Source organism: Fusobacterium ulcerans ATCC 49185 (assembly GCF_900683735.1).
GTDB classification, from domain to species: Bacteria; Fusobacteriota; Fusobacteriia; order Fusobacteriales; family Fusobacteriaceae; genus Fusobacterium_A; species Fusobacterium_A ulcerans_A.
Map to the genome: position 1 here is coordinate 1,432,441 of NZ_LR215979.1, position 15,669 is coordinate 1,448,109.

The 15,669-nt window shown below is 32.4% G+C and carries 7 protein-coding genes; 5 read left to right on the forward strand and 2 right to left on the reverse strand.

The features are described 5' to 3' along the window. Window positions 1–41: 41 nt before the first annotated feature. Both E0E45_RS06485 and E0E45_RS06490 read right to left on the reverse strand, forming a co-directional pair. Window positions 42–9,983 carry an autotransporter-associated N-terminal domain-containing protein gene (locus E0E45_RS06485; RefSeq protein ID WP_130890418.1) on the reverse strand — a complete coding sequence of 3,314 codons (9,942 nt, stop codon included), beginning with the start codon at window positions 9,981–9,983 and terminating at the stop codon, window positions 42–44. A gap of 18 nt (window positions 9,984–10,001) precedes the next feature. After that, window positions 10,002–10,595 (reverse strand): hypothetical protein, encoded by a 594-nt coding sequence (locus E0E45_RS06490; RefSeq protein WP_130890419.1) that lies wholly within the window; start codon window positions 10,593–10,595, stop codon window positions 10,002–10,004. Between the two features lie 437 nt (window positions 10,596–11,032). Here E0E45_RS06490 and E0E45_RS06495 point away from each other — a divergent pair, with 437 nt between their 5' ends. From E0E45_RS06495 to E0E45_RS06515, 5 genes are read left to right on the forward strand one after another with little or no spacing between them, the layout of a single operon-like run. Then, entirely contained in the window at window positions 11,033–12,172 is a 1,140-nt protein-coding gene (locus tag E0E45_RS06495) for an ABC transporter substrate-binding protein (protein WP_130890420.1), read from the forward strand. A gap of 23 nt (window positions 12,173–12,195) precedes the next feature. Then, on the forward strand, window positions 12,196–13,233 hold the full coding sequence (locus E0E45_RS06500) for a FecCD family ABC transporter permease (protein WP_130890421.1): 1,038 nt from the start codon (window positions 12,196–12,198) through the stop codon (window positions 13,231–13,233). A 3-nt stretch (window positions 13,234–13,236) separates the two neighbouring features. Next, window positions 13,237–13,995 (forward strand): ABC transporter ATP-binding protein, encoded by a 759-nt coding sequence (locus E0E45_RS06505; protein WP_130890422.1) that lies wholly within the window; start codon window positions 13,237–13,239, stop codon window positions 13,993–13,995. Window positions 13,996–14,008: 13 nt separating this feature from the next. Beyond that, window positions 14,009–14,854 carry a DMT family transporter gene (locus E0E45_RS06510; protein ID WP_130890423.1) on the forward strand — a complete coding sequence of 282 codons (846 nt, stop codon included), beginning with the start codon at window positions 14,009–14,011 and terminating at the stop codon, window positions 14,852–14,854. A gap of 43 nt (window positions 14,855–14,897) precedes the next feature. After that, window positions 14,898–15,668, forward strand: a complete 771-nt coding sequence (locus E0E45_RS06515; RefSeq protein WP_130890424.1) for a nicotianamine synthase family protein — start codon at window positions 14,898–14,900, stop codon at window positions 15,666–15,668. The last annotated feature ends 1 nt before the right edge of the window (window position 15,669 follow it).

Here is a 15,669-nt window from a genome sequence, read left to right on the forward strand (position 1 = left end):
AAATAATAAACTGTCCCTATATAAGGGACAGTTTATTCAATTTAAAATTTATAATTGAATCTTACACCATATTTAATTGATGAATCTTTTCTATTTCCTTCATCTGCTGCCTCCACTTCAAATGTTACTCCCATATAGTTGGCTTTCTCCACTGTCAGTCCTACTTTTCCTATCAGTTTTCCTTCTCTTTCTTCTGGAGTGATTAAGCTATAATATCCTTCTCCACCATTTTTAAGTCTTGCTTTGTTTCCATCATAGTTATCTCCAAATTCATATGCATATTTCACATCTGCTGCTACTTTTACAGATATATCATTTCCTGCATAGATTCTTTGAGATGCTTTTACTCCTGCTCCTGCTTGTGCGCTAAAGTAGTCGTTATCTTTGATTTGTACTTCCAGTCCACCTTTGCTTCCAGCACTTTCTTTAAAGTCGTCTACTTTTCCATATTCTAAATCTAAATCAGCATATACAGCCAATTGTCTAGAAAGGTCTGTATAGATAACTTTTGTCAGTCTATTGTCAAATGCTACAGAGTAAGTATTGTACTCTCCTTTATTTTCATAAGTTTTATCAAGTTCAAGTTTTCTCTTAGTAATGTGCCTATTATATCCTAGCTCTATTCTTGATAACCATGATACTTTATGTTCATCACTTAGATTTTTAACTCTATGTGCTCCTACTCTCAATGAATATACATCTTCTTTTGAACCACCATCATCAAAGTCAAACTTAGATCCTGCAAATCCTAATGTATATCCATATTTACTTCCATATTCTGTTCCCTCTTTTTCTTTCATATATAGAAGTCCCATTACTTTATAATCATAGTCATCTATTCCTAAAGTAGAATTTTTATAGTTTCCATCAGTATAGATAACACTATATTTACTGCTGTCTTTAGTTAAATTGTATGATGATTCCAGTTCATAGAAAGAGTTGTCAAAAGCTCTGTTGATATCCTGCATTCTTCCTTGAATAGTTGCATAGATATCTCCTCTGAATTCTGCTAGTTTTTTTGAAGCTTCTACTGTAAATTTATTTTTTGCCATTCCTTCTAAATAGTGGTTTAAACCTTTCAATATATCTGCATCTCTGCCTTTTCCTCCACTATTTTTTAAAACATTGTCAAGTCCTTTATCCATTGCATCAAACTGTTTCCCTATAGTTAGGTCAGCATATGGTCTTTTAGCTATTACAAGATCTCCTTTATTTGTTACTTTTGCTATAAATAATGGAGATGTTACAGGAGTAAGTTTAGTTCCTGTTATTGTTTTAGTAGCTGTATTTACAAATCCCTTTATCTCATACGAAATACCATTTCCTGTCAACGCAAAATTAGGCAGTATTCTTACATCTCCACTTACACTATGCGCATTGAATAGTGGTGTTTTAGTCGTTACATCTACATAGGCTCCATTTACGATTATGTTTCCAGCTGTTGAAAGTGTTCCTCCTATTGCTGTATACTTATCATTTATCTTTATTGTTCCATCTGACTGTATTATTACTGCTCCCACTCTTGCTGCTGTAAGTCTGTTTGTTTCTTCTTTTTTTCCAGCTCCTGTTACAACTATATTTCCTGTATTTGTTATATTTCCAGCTCCTTCTATACCAGTTCCATTATTTACATATATTGTTCCTCTGTTAATTAAATTTGCTTGGTTTCCTACCAGCATACCTATACCTTCATTAACAGTTATTGTTCCTCTGTTTTCTATTGTAGCTCCTGTATAAGCTGCCATTCCTACTGTTTTTCCTCTGCTAGATGCCAGTGTTCCACCTAAATTAATATTACCTCCAGCTTCATTTATTGCTACAGCTCCATCCCTTATGAGAACTCCTATTCCTCCATTATCTATATTCATTGTTCCAGTATTTGTAAATCTTGTTCCTCCTCCCTGTCCATATACTCCTACTGAGTGGTCATGATTTACTGTTATTGTTCCAGAACTTGTTGCTGCAGTTCCTCCTGACAAATACATTCCTACTGAATTTTCATGTTTTGTCGGATCATTGTGATCTCCATTTACATTTGTGCTTCCTACAGTTATATTTCCTGTATTTATTATTGTATTTGTACCTTCTGAATACATTCCCACTGATGACATTCCTAATACTATATTTGCTCTATTTTCAATTACTGCGGATTGTCCTGCTGTCTGTTTCAAATAGATTCCATATCCACTGTTTCCTACAGACCAGTTTCCAGCTGATGTTGATATTTTTCCTGTTCCATCTGCCTTATATATTCCTACTGATGCTTTATCAGCTTTATTAGCTATTGTCATAGCTCCTGTATATGTCACATTTCCATTACCTTCACTTACAATACCCACGCTTGTATTTGCGCCAATATTCATGTTTCCTGTTACTATTGAGTTCATTCCTTTTGCATATACTCCTATTGCATTGTCTGTTCCTACTGTAATGTTTGACATATTAGCCGATATAGCTCCTCCAGTTCCTGCTCCATAGATTCCAAGACCATCTTTTCCAACAATCATTGTTTGGGCTCCAGTTCCTTGAGTAATTACACTTCCTACTCCCATTCCCTTTCCAAAGATACCTATGCTATAGTCACCTACTGAAATATCTCCAGCTCCTGTATATGTTCCGCCATTTAAAGAAACTCCTATTGATGAAGTTGATTTATTTCCTGATGCTGAAGAATTTCCAACTGAAAGATTACCATTTGCTGTAATCTGACTGCTCTCTCCATATACACCAATATTTTTATCACCACCTACTGAGATGTTTCCAGCTATAGTAAGATTAGAATTTCCTTTTGCCATTACTCCCACTTGGTTATTATCAGCAGCACTTCCTAAAGAAATTCCTCCTGCTGTAGTTCCTGTTGAGTTATTAAGTACCATTCCTATTGTATAGCTTCCTGTTTGAGTTATTACTGGTGCTGCTCCAAGTGCTGCTACTCCATCATAATAAACTCCCATAGAATATTTAGATGATGTTCCTCCCTGTACATTTATTGCAGTTGCTCCAAATGCTGGTGCTGCATTTTTTACATATGCTCCTATTCCGCCATTTTGAACTGTTATAGCTGATGCTCCTACAGCATTGATAGTTCCACCATCTGCTACTATTCCTATTTGATTATCAGCTGTAATATTTCCACTGAAATTTAATACAGCATCTTTAGAATACATATATATTCCTTCTGCGCCTACTGATATATTTCCTGTATTTGAAACTGTTACTATTGTTCCAGCTCCTTCGGCATATACTCCTATTCCTTTAGTACCTGTTGTAATTGCAGCTGTTCCTGCAAGAGTCATATTAGCTCCATTTTGAGCTACTACTCCTATTGCGCTCTTAGATGTGCTTCCATTTCCTACTGTTATTGTTCCATCTATTGTTGAAGCTGCTGCTCCTGTCACAAATGTTCCTACACTTTCATTTCCTAAAGCAATTGTTCCTACATTTATATTTCCTGCTGTTCCTTCAAGAACTACTCCTGTATTTCTTGAACCTATTGAAGTTATATTATTTGCAGTAAGTCCATTAGTTGTACCTTTAATATATACTCCTATTCCATCTGTTCCCGTCATAGTCATATTATTATTTTGTACAGAAGTAAGTATTCCACTGTGGGCAGAATATATTCCTATTCCTTTATTTCCTACATTAATGTTTCCAGTATTTACCGTATCAGCTGCATTTGTATAGATTCCTATTGATGGTGTATTTGTAGTTGATACTCCAGATGCATTAATAGTTCCTGTATTATTCACTGTCACTGGGAAGGCAGGATTAGTTGTTCCTTTTACTGCTGCTAATCCTATACCTCCTGATACAGCTGTTATTGTTCCAGAGCTATTTACGCTGTGTGCTGCAGTAAGCCCAGCATCATATAGACCCATAAGCCCTGTTGCGCCTTCTCCTATACTTAAGTTTCCAGAAGAACTTAAACTTCCATTTGTTGTTGCTGCAAGAGAACCTGATCCTTTTACAGTTATATTTGCTCCAAGATTCATTGTACCGCCATTATTAAATACCCCTATTCCGCCACCTGCAAGGAAGTTGAATGTAAGGTTTCCTCCAGTTCCTAAGTTGGCTGTTCCTCCTTTTATATATACTCCTGTTCCACCGTTTATATTAAGAACTGTTGTTCCAGTTGTAAGAGTAGTTCCATCATCTACATAGATACCTATTCCTCCAACTGTATTTACAGTTCCATTGTGTGTCAAATGTGTTCCTGGTGCAGTTCCATCTAAGTAGATCCCCACTCCGTTTTGTGCATTTACTGTAACATTGCTCATTGTATATGCACCTAATGCTTTATTTAAAAGTATTCCTATTGAAGATTTACCTGGAGCTACACTTGGACCTGTTGTTATATTTGCTCCATTAAATGATACATTATTATCAAGAACATATACTCCAACTGAATCCTGTCCTGTTGTTATATTTCTGGATATTACTGAAGTACCTTTAGCTGCAACTCCCACTGCTTCTGCAGAATTTGATGTATCAACTGTGAAATCTATATTAGCATTTTCTCCAAATACTCCAACTCCTCCTGAAGCTATATTTAAAGTTCCTGTTGTTATTTTATTTGCTCCAGTGTTTTTAAGGTATATTCCAACCTTATTTGAATTAATAGTTCCACCTGTTCCAGCAAAAGTATTTGCTGCACCATCTACATATACTCCAGTTCCTGTAGTCGTTGTTATTGTTCCTGTATTTTTACCTGAGCTTGTACCTAATCCCCCTATATACATTCCAAGATTAGCCCCTGCTGATATTGTTCCACTATTTTCTACTGCTGCAGTTTTTCCAGCTTGAGCTTCAGCCACCATACCTACAACTGATTTATTTGGTGCGCTTGATGCTCCATTCATTAAAATATTTCCAGAATTGATTCCCTTACCTTCTTCTGTGTACATTCCTATGCTGTCACTGTCATTCATTGTGATAGTTCCTGCTGAAGTCAGCTGAGAACCTCCCCCTACATATGAACCAATATTTTCTGATTTTCCTGCTGTTGATGTAATATTGGAATTATTTACTAAATTTATTCCATCTGCTGCATATATTCCAATGCTTTCACTTCCAGCCAGAGAAATATCTGAGCTATTTGTCACTGCTCCAGAAGCAGTTCCCTTGCTGTAATATACTCCTATATTTTTAGTTCCTGCTGCTGTATTATTTACAGTTATTGTTCCTCCAGCTGCTGAAGCTCCATCTGTCAGATACATTCCTGTTCCTCTTGCTGTATCAGTATTAAGAGTAAGTCCAGCTGCATCTATAGTTACAGCCCCTCCGTTTCCATATACTCCTACTGCATTTCCTCTTGCTGTTACAGTTCCTGTTATTTCAGAAGCACCATCTATAAATACCCCTGTAGTCTTATCTCCAGTTGCTGTTACATTCACATCCAGATTATTATTTCCTTTAGAATAAAGTCCTACTGCCTCATTTACAGCATTCAGCTTTCCTGTTGTATTACTTACAAATCTGCTTCCTGTTCCAGCATTTTCAAGATAGATTCCTACTGTTTTATTTCCAGGAGTTGCTGCTGCTGCCATTCCATCTATAGTTACTGTTTTACCTGCAGTAATTTCTACTCTACTATCTTTTCCATATACAAATATATTTTTATTTTCATTTGCATTTGATAGAGTCATATTATCCCCAAACTCTACTCTAGCCCCTTCACCAAATACTCCTATACTTGATTTTCCACCAAATACAATATTACCTGTACTATCAAGTTCAGTATATGCGCCTTTTAAATAAATTCCTGTAGACCTATCTACATTGAGGTTAATAGTTCCTCTGTTTAAAGCTTGACTACTTCCTTCTGCATACATTCCTATTTGAGAAGAATCATTTACGTTAATAACTCCAGCTGCATTATTAACAATATGAGCTGTTTTAGTGTACATCCCTACAGCTCCAGTTTTGCCTGCACCTAAAGTAATACTTCCCTCATTATATCCAAGATTAGTTCCTGTTCCTTTAACAAATATTCCTATTCCAGAAGTTCCAATACTTAATGCCCCTTGTGAAGTTATGCTCATATTTTCAGCATATACAGCTGTTCCTTTATTTAAAGCTGATGCATCAATAGCTACATTTATTGCTTTATGACCTGCTCCTGTTCCTTTATAGAAGATTACAGTTTTTCCAGATGTTCCAGTACCATTTGAAGTAACTGACACATTTGCTGCTGTAAGATCTGATGTACTGTCTAGCATTACTCCAATTCCATCTGCTCCTAGATTAAGTGAACCAAGATCTGTTATTTCAGAATTATTTTTAGCATATATTGCAATTCCATTACTTCCTACTGAAATTATTCCAAGGTTAGATATTGTAGTTTTTTCACCATATATTCCAATAGCTGCATTTGCAGCTGTCGAATTTCCTACATCAACTATTCCAGTAACAGTATTAGTAACTTTAGCATCTGCTCTTGTTCCAGCTGCATTGTTATTATATGCATATATTCCTATAGTTCCAGTTCCGCCTAAAGCTACATAGCCACTATTGGTAATATTTATTTTTCCTTGGTCTGTAAAAATTCCTCCTGTTCCAAACTCATTAACAACAGGTGTTCCTGCAGGCTGTTCTCTATATGTCATTCCTAAAATACCTATAGATTGATTTCCATTTACTTTTATATCTCCAGCATTATCAACTTTACTTCCATTTACGGCATATACTCCTACTGCTTTATCATTAACAGTATTAGCACCTTTTTCAACCTCCACTCCAGCAGTTGCTGCAATATCTATTTTACCAAAGTTCATATATAGACCAATTGCTCCTGCACCTGCATCTGTTCTGTCTGCTATTACTTTAGAACCTGCTGCAAGATTTATCTGAGCATCTGATGCACTTGCTGCTGCTTTACTTGAACTCATTTCAAGTCCTACTACCTGCCCTTTAAAATATGCTGTTGCATCTGAACTGTTGATTTCTGATTTTACTTTTATTCCATTAAGAACATTAAGATTAAGTCTTTGTCCTAAAAATCTTCTATAATAGAAAAATCCTGGTGAGGTAGTAGAAGTATCTGATTTGTTCATATCAGTATTAATATTTAAAATTCCTCCATCTACAGCTGCTATCTTGTACTTATCAAATACTTGAGTTCCGTCTGTTCCAGCAACTATATTTACTCCACCTAACTTATTTTCTATATCTGTTTTGAGTGTTCCTATATTTAAAGTTCCTATATTCTTAAGATTAACACCTACTGCATCATTAGACATTACTACAATTTTAGCCCCTGTTAAAGTTATTGGATTAGAAGAAGGAGTACTTAAATCCAATTCAAGAGCCGTAGCTTTTCCTCTCAGAATTATTTCTCCATTTGATAAATTAACAGTTCCTCCATTTGAAGTATAAACAGCATATCCATCTCCACTATAATCAACTATACCTCCTGACAAGTCTATATTTGAATTAGCTCCTGTTGCTACTGCTCCTACTGTTCCATCTTTTACTTTAACATAAGTATTTTTAACACTGATTTTTCCGCCATCACTTGCGTAAATTCCCAAACCTGATGTGCTTCCATCAGCTTGTATTTTTCCTTCTACATATATATTTACTGGAGTAGTCGGCTCTGGAATATTTCCATTGGTATTTGGTTGAGAAAGTGTCAAAGAAGTTCTGTCTGCTATAATACTTCCCTGACTTGTTGCAAATATACCTGTGCTATTTCCTGATAAATTCAAATTCAATTTATCTTTTGCTATATTTATCACTGTTCCGCTGTCTTTAGCATATAGTGCAACAGTATCCTCAATTTTCTTAGTACTATCTCCAGCTGTCACATTACCATTTATTGTTATTGTTTTTCCATTTTGAGCAATTGCTATCTGGTTGTTTTTTCCATTTTCTATTGAAATATCTCCCTCAAACTTTACATCTCCTCCTTGAGCAATTATTCCAATATTTCCTTCTCCACCAGATATTTTTATACTGCTGTTTTCTGCTGGAGCTCCATATGGTTTTAAAATTTCAATTGTTCCATTTTTTCCAAATATTCCTATTCCACCATATGAATACTCTCCTATTTCTATTTGAGCTGCTGTTTTTGTTGTACTTGAATTGTCCATCAGTATTCCAATAGCTTGCTCTACTAAATTAGGATCATTAGTTCTTCCTGTAAAAATATTATTTACAGAATTTCCTTTTGCTATAGTTTGTTTTTTCTTTCCAATATTGAACTTCACTATATTTTTTTCATTTGTTATATTGGTATTTTGTGCAACTAAACCAACACTCTTATCTCCTAATAATTCGATTGGTTTCTTTATATATGCTGCATGTCCATTGTGAAAAGTACTATTATTTGACATATATAGGGCTATTGCCTCTGCTCCTCTTATTTCAGCAGTTCCTTCATTTACAAATGCAGCTCTGTTATGGGATAAATTTGCATAAACCCACTGCATCAGTGAAGCACCTACTCCATCTACATATATCTTTCCAGTTGGACCATTTGAATAAATATATGCTTTAGATTCTGATGTATCTGGAGAATGCATATATACAGCTGATTTATCCCCATTAACAATAATTGTTCCTTCATTATCTAAATAATTTGTTCTAAGTCCGCCATTTGTATGTGATGTTGTAAAAAAATATGCCGAATTTGTTCCATTTATTTCTACTTTACCTTTATTAACAAATAAAAGTTCTGTATTATCATTACCTTTAATTCCGGTATATGCCTGATATCCTCTCAATCTATCACGTGTTGCTGAAGTTATCAGCCCTTCTGTAACTCTATTATCTAAATTACCATTTACTACTCCCTCAGTTTCAAGATCAATAAGCTTAGCATTATTTGAATTAAAAATTATTTCTGCATTTTCTCCATAATATGAATATGGTACATTTAATAAAGTATGAAAAAACTTTCTATTTACAGTATATGTTCCATTTACTGGTTTACTACCTTGAGGAGCTGTTCCAGGAAATGCTTCAGCATCGTAATTTGTTACATCCACATTAAAAGCTCCAGAATTTCCATTTATAACATACTTTCCTGATTTTAAACTTATTTGAGAGATTACCCCATCATTTCCATCCCACCAAAAGTATTGTACACTCGGATTTGCTCCACTTCCAGCTATTGATGGAGATGAAACATTCACTGGTACGACTACTGGCAGTGAAGGTGCTGCTGGAAGCTTTATTATTGTTGGATCATACCCCTCAGGCAAAGTTGGATTACTTATTTTTACATTCTTTTCTGTTGGTGCCATTGGTGCTGTAATAACAGGTGCTGTCACTGTTATTTTTTCCACTGCACTTGGTGTTGATACAGTTATTGATACTCCACCTGGCGGTGTTGGAGCTGCAATTACTGGTGCTGTTACTGTAGAAACTGAAGCTACTGCTGGATTTATTGTTTTAGGCAATGCTCCCAGATTAACTTTTGGTGCTGATGCTGTTACTGAAATATTTGGAGTTACTGTTGGTAAATCTGGCTGTATTAGTTTTATATTTGCTCCGACTTCTATTGTTTCTCTAAATACAGTATCATCTACAGCAAAACCATTTCCTTCCAACACTTTGGCTGTTCCTTTACTCTTACTTGTTTTATAATACTTATTAACTGCATTTATTGTTTCTGAAAACTCTTTATTAGTTCTATTTTTCATCTTTCCATTATCTAAATACTGATAAGTGAAAAAAAGCTGTGTACTCTTAAATGTTGGCTTGGAATAAAAATTGCCTTTCCTTAACAGTTCCACAAAATTTGAGTTATATTCTTTTATTAATTTTTCATTTTCTGCTATCTTTCTTTTTATTTCTTCTCTTTCTGTTTGTATTTTTATCAACAGATCACTTTTTGCTTCCTGTATCTCCTCTGCTGTTATTCCTGCACTTAATGATATTTCTCCTGTTATCAAAAAGGCTATTAACAGTGATAAAGAATAACCAATTTTTCTTTTTAAAAACCTTTTTAAAGATTTTTCAATATCACTTTTTTTCATAAATATCTTTTCCCCCTTTTAATTTCCTGCTCTTACTTTCTGCTCCATCCTATCTAATCTACTCAAGTATTCATTAAGCTTTTCATTTTCAAGCAAAAGAATTTCAATTTCATTATTATTAGATTTGAACTCGTCATATACTTCATCAAATTTCTGACTTAGAAAAACATTTCTGTCACTGTCTTCTATCCCCAGAGTTTTTTCAAGCTCCATAATTTCTTCTTCTTCTGCTCTCAAAAAAGTCATTCTTTCCCTTCCTGTTTCAAATGCTGCATTTATTGCTGCTATTCTGGCTTCAGGAGTATTTTCACTTCTGAATACTTTTTCTTCAAGAGATTCATTCATATCTCTTCTGATTTCTTCAATTACTTTCTTTCCTTTTTTTTCTTCTGCTTTTTCAGCTGCTATTCTAGCTTTTTCTTCTGCTTCTTTAGCCTTTTGTGCTTCTTTAGCAGCTTTTTGCTTTTCTTTCTCTTCTCTCTGAATTTCTTTTCTTATCTGTTCAAGAACTTTTTTTCCTTCTTTTTCACTTATTTCCTGTGAATAAGCAGAAACAAAAAAAACAGAGAAACTAAAAAAAAGAAATACAATCAGCAAATTTTTTTGTTTCATAAACAATCTCTCCTTTTTTATTTTTATGTAATCTTTAAATAGAACTTTTCGTCCATATAAATAATATAATTAATTTTTTCTTTATTTTTTGTATATACACAAATTCTGATATTATATACACAAAATGTGATTTTACACACACAATTTCTTGAAATACGTTAATATAAATTATTACTTTAAAATTTTTATTATTTTTAGCTCATTTTTTTATAAAAAAAATATAAAAATATGATTATTCCATAAAATTATACTCTTTAAATTTGATTTTTATATATTTTAAAGTTTTAAGTATAAATTACTCTAAAATATTTAAATTTAATATTTTGTATTTATAATTTGAATAAATTTTGATTAAAAAATATTTTGATTTTAAAATTAAAAAGAGTATAATAACTTCAAAGCGCTTTTATAAAAAAATAATTAATGGAGGTAAAACAATGATTTTAAAAAAATTTTTTAGTTTATTTATAATATGCTTATTTTTTAGCCTGATTTTCTTAGAAAAAAATACATATTCTAATGAACTTCAACAGCAGGAAAAGAATAACAAGATTACCTTTACTGATCTTTCTAATAGAAAAATTGAAATTGATGGTCCTATTAATAGAATTTTTTTAGGTTTTTATGAAGAATCTTATTTGGCAGTTGCAGAAAATTTTAATAAAGTGGTAAGTATATCTAAAGGAGAATGGGCAGATTTTTTTAATGACCAGTACAATGCCTATGAAAAACAGATGCCTGAATTAGATAAAATCATAGATACAGGTTCTATATATAAAGGGTCTTTCAGTATGGAAACTTTATTAAACTCTAAGCCACAGGTGGCTATAGTTGCTCCTTTTCAATATGAAACTCTGGCTGAAAATATAGATAAATTAGAAAAGTCAGGAATAAAAGTTATTGTAATTGACTATAATTCTCAGACTTTAGAAAATCATATAAAAAGTACAAAAATTTTAGGAAAAATTACTGGAAATAAAAACAGAGCTGAAGAACTAATAAGAAATTATGAAAATGCTTTAAATGAAGTAAAAGAAAGAGTAGAAAATATTAAAAACAGAAAAAAAGTATATGTAGAATTAGGAAATCTAGGTGCTGATCAAATAGGTAACAGTTATGGTAATTACTTATGGGGAAGTCTTGTAAAACTAGCTGGAGGAAATAATATAGCAGAAAATAAAATTGACAGTTATGGCCCATTAAGTCCAGAATATATTTTAACATCTAACCCTGATGCAATATTTTTTGCTGGAGCAAACTGGGCTAATGATGCTGGTGACAGAGTTTTAATTGGATTTAATGTTTCTCCTGAGCAAACATGGAAAAGGCTTACTCCATATACAAAAAGAACTGGCTGGAAAAAATTAAATGCTATAAAAAATGGTGAGATATATGCTGTAAATCATGGTGGACTTCGTTCTATTTATGATTATGTATATGTACAGTATATAGCAAAGTCCTTATATCCTGAATTGTTTAAAGATATTGAACCTAAAGAAAATTTAGAGAATTTTTATAAAAAATATCTTCCAATCACTCCAGAAGGAACTTTTATGACAAAATACAATGAAAAATAGCAGTTGCCTAAGGAGTGATGAAAATGAATAAAAAAATTAATGGAGAAGAAGTATATAAAAAAATAAATAAAAAACGGCAAATGGCCTTTTTTATTTCTTTAGCTGCAATAATTATAATGCTGCTCTTTGACCTCATGACAGGTTCTTCAGGAATGACTTTAGAAGATACAATAAAAGCTCTTTTAGCAGGCCCGTCTTCTGAAAGTATAGAAGCTACTATTATATGGAATATCAGACTTCCCATGACTCTAATATGTCTGACAGTTGGTGCATCATTAGGTTTAGCAGGTACACAGATGCAAACTATACTTTCTAATCCGCTGGCAAGTCCATATACTTTAGGAGTATCCTCAGCTGCCGGTTTTGGAGCAGCAATAGCTTTTATATCTGGATTTCCATTTAAAGGAATACCATGGTTAAATGCTCCTTTTATGGCATTTGCCATGACTTTGCTAGGTACAATGGCTATTTACTTTTTAGGAAAACTAAAAGGTATGAAAGCACAATCTATGGTACTCTTTGGAATAGTAACACATTTCTTTTTTCAGGCATTATTATCTTTAGTACAATTTCGTTCTACTCCTGAGGTAGCAGGTCAAATTGTTTACTGGATGTTTGGAAGTCTGCTTAAATCAACCTGGACAGGAGTTATAGTAAGCGGAGTTATATTTTTAATCTGCAGTATATTGTTATCCAGATATGCCTGGAAATTAACTGCAATAGCTGCTGGAGAAGAAAGAGCTAAAAGCCTTGGAATAGATACAGATAAAGTAAGGCTGCATGTATTTTTACTAAGTTCACTGCTTACAGCTGGTGCTGTAGCATTTGTTGGAACTATAGGCTTTATAGGACTGGTAGCTCCACACTTTTCAAGATATTTTTCAGGAGAGGATCAAAGATATCTAGCACCTATGGCTTCTCTTTTTGGAGTATTATTAATTGCATGTGCTTCAATTTTAGCTAAAATAATTATTCCCGGAATAATTATTCCTATTGGAATAGTAACATCTCTTATCGGTGTTCCATTCTTAATTTTCTTAATTCTAAAGAAAGGGGTATGATATATGCTAAAAATGAATCTTACAGATATTAAAATAAGCTATGGTAAAAATAATATTATAAAAAATATAAAAGCTGAATTTTATGGTGGAAATGTTGTTTCACTAATTGGACCTAATGGAACTGGAAAAACTACATTACTGAAAGCTATTGCCCACTTAATAAAATATGAAGGAGATATTGGTGTTATTGGAGAAACTGGTTATAAAAATTTTAGAGATAGTTTTACATATGTTCCCCAGATGTCTGTTAATAATATTAATCTAACTGTTTTTGAAATAGTTTTATTGGGAAGAGTAAGAGATTTAACATGGAAAATTGAAAAAATTCATTTAAATGCTGTAGCTGAAATACTTGATGAATTAAATTTAAGCCATTTAAGCTGCAGTAAATTCTCAAGTTTAAGTGGTGGACAGAAACAAATGGTCATAATGGCACAGGCAATGGTTTCAAAACCCAAAATTTTATTATTAGATGAACCTACGAGTGCCTTGGATTTAAAACATCAGCTCCAGATTATGGAAACAGCAAAAAAATATACAAAAAAAACAGGCTCTATAACAGTTATTGTTCTGCATGATATAGCATTAGCAGCTAGATATAGTGATGAAATTCTGCTTTTACATGATGGCTATTCTATACAGCAGGGAATTCCTGAAGAAGTTTTGAAGGAAGAATTGTTAGAGAAAATATATGGAGTTGAACTTGACATTTCCAAAAGCTCCAGAGGTTTTATTTCTATAACCCCAATAAAAACAAAGTGAATGGAGGAATACAATGAATAAAGGAATAATAATGGCAGTTATGTCATCACTTACTTTCAGTATTATGAATGTTTTGGTAAAATTAGTAAGTACAAGAATTCCATCTTCTGAGATTACATTTTTTAGAGGTCTAATTGGTACTATTCTTGTTTTAATATTTATGAAAGTTCAAAAGGTAAAATTTTCAAATAAAGAAAATAAAATATTATATTTACGAGGATTACTAGGTGGAATTTATATGCTGACATATTTCTATGCCATATCAAAATTGAAATTAGGAGATGTATCTATACTGGTACAATTATCTGGAGTTTTTGTTGTAATCTTTTCTTCAATTTTTCTTAAAGAAAAGCTACAGCCTAAAACATATATTTTTATTCTTGCTATAATTATTGGAACCTGTATAATTATAAATCCTTTAAAATTTTCTTCATATTCCCAATATGCAATATTTGGTGTACTAGCAGCAGCTTTTTCCGGAGCAGCATCTATTACAATAAGATATTTAGCTAGATCAGGATTGCACCATAATTATGAAATTATGTTTTTTTTCCTCTTTATATCAACAATAGTTGCTATTCCATTGATGTACTCAAATTTTATAATTCCCAATACCAAAGAACTTATTATTTTAATCATAATTGGGGGGGTTTCTTTTATTGCACAAATATTTTTAACAGGTGCATTCTCACATCAAAATGCAATTATTGTTGAATTTGTAAGATATATAGGAATTTTTATAAATAATTTATGGGGATTTATTATTTTTAAAGAAACAATTACACTGCAATCTATTATTGGAGGTTCCATTATAGTAATATCAACAATCTTATTATCAAAAACTCAGAAAGATAAATAATATATTTTATTATTTGAGAATTGTACAGAAAGGAAAAAAGAACATGAATAATAATTTAATATTTCAATTAAAAGTTATAAGATTTAAAATATCAGAGGCCTTAAAATTATATGAAAAGACTGGAGAGAAGGATAATTTTTTAAAAGAATGTATTGAAGAGCTGTGTTCTTTCATCTTAAATGAAAAAAATTACATGGATTTTATTTTAAGTTCTGAAAACAATTTAATAAAAAACCTCATAAGAGATATCAGAGACAGAGCAGCTGAGGCTTTGGGAATTTTGGAAAAAATAGAGGCAAGAAATATTTTAAATGAAGAAAATACTGCATTTAAATATGGAGATGAATTGGCTTTAGCTGTAAAACGTGAAATTGAAGATTACAAAATTTTAAAATCTTCAAAAGTTTTATTAATAGGTTCTGGTGCAATGCCCATAACAGCTTATACTATTTTTAAAGAAACAGCAGCTCACATTACATGTGTTGATATAGATTCAGAAGCTCTTAATTTATCTAAAAAAGTTACAAACAAATTGGGGATTCAAGGAGTCTATTTTGAAGGAGATATAGAGGCTGTAGAAATAGAAAATTTTTCTCATATAATTATAGCTTCTTTAGTTCAAAAAAAATGTGAATTAGTAGATTATGTATCTCAAAAAATAAATAATGATGCAAAAATTATTTTGAGATATGGTAATGAAATCAAGGAAGCTTTTAATTTTCCACTATGTATACAAGAGATAAACGATTTTACCAAGACTGTAATTAGAGATAAAAGCTTTATATATGATACTTTGCTGCTAGAAAGGATGTAAA

What these genes read in the sequence shown, in the direction of transcription:
- E0E45_RS06485 (WP_130890418.1), bottom strand. Translation starts at nt 9,983, where the DNA reads ATGAAAAAAAGTGATATTGAAAAATCTTTAAAAAGGTTTTTAAAAAGA.
- E0E45_RS06490 (WP_130890419.1), bottom strand. Translation starts at nt 10,595, where the DNA reads ATGAAACAAAAAAATTTGCTGATTGTATTTCTTTTTTTTAGTTTCTCT.
- E0E45_RS06495 (WP_130890420.1), top strand. Translation starts at nt 11,033, where the DNA reads ATGATTTTAAAAAAATTTTTTAGTTTATTTATAATATGCTTATTTTTT.
- E0E45_RS06500 (WP_130890421.1), top strand. Translation starts at nt 12,196, where the DNA reads ATGAATAAAAAAATTAATGGAGAAGAAGTATATAAAAAAATAAATAAA.
- E0E45_RS06505 (WP_130890422.1), top strand. Translation starts at nt 13,237, where the DNA reads ATGCTAAAAATGAATCTTACAGATATTAAAATAAGCTATGGTAAAAAT.
- E0E45_RS06510 (WP_130890423.1), top strand. Translation starts at nt 14,009, where the DNA reads ATGAATAAAGGAATAATAATGGCAGTTATGTCATCACTTACTTTCAGT.
- E0E45_RS06515 (WP_130890424.1), top strand. Translation starts at nt 14,898, where the DNA reads ATGAATAATAATTTAATATTTCAATTAAAAGTTATAAGATTTAAAATA.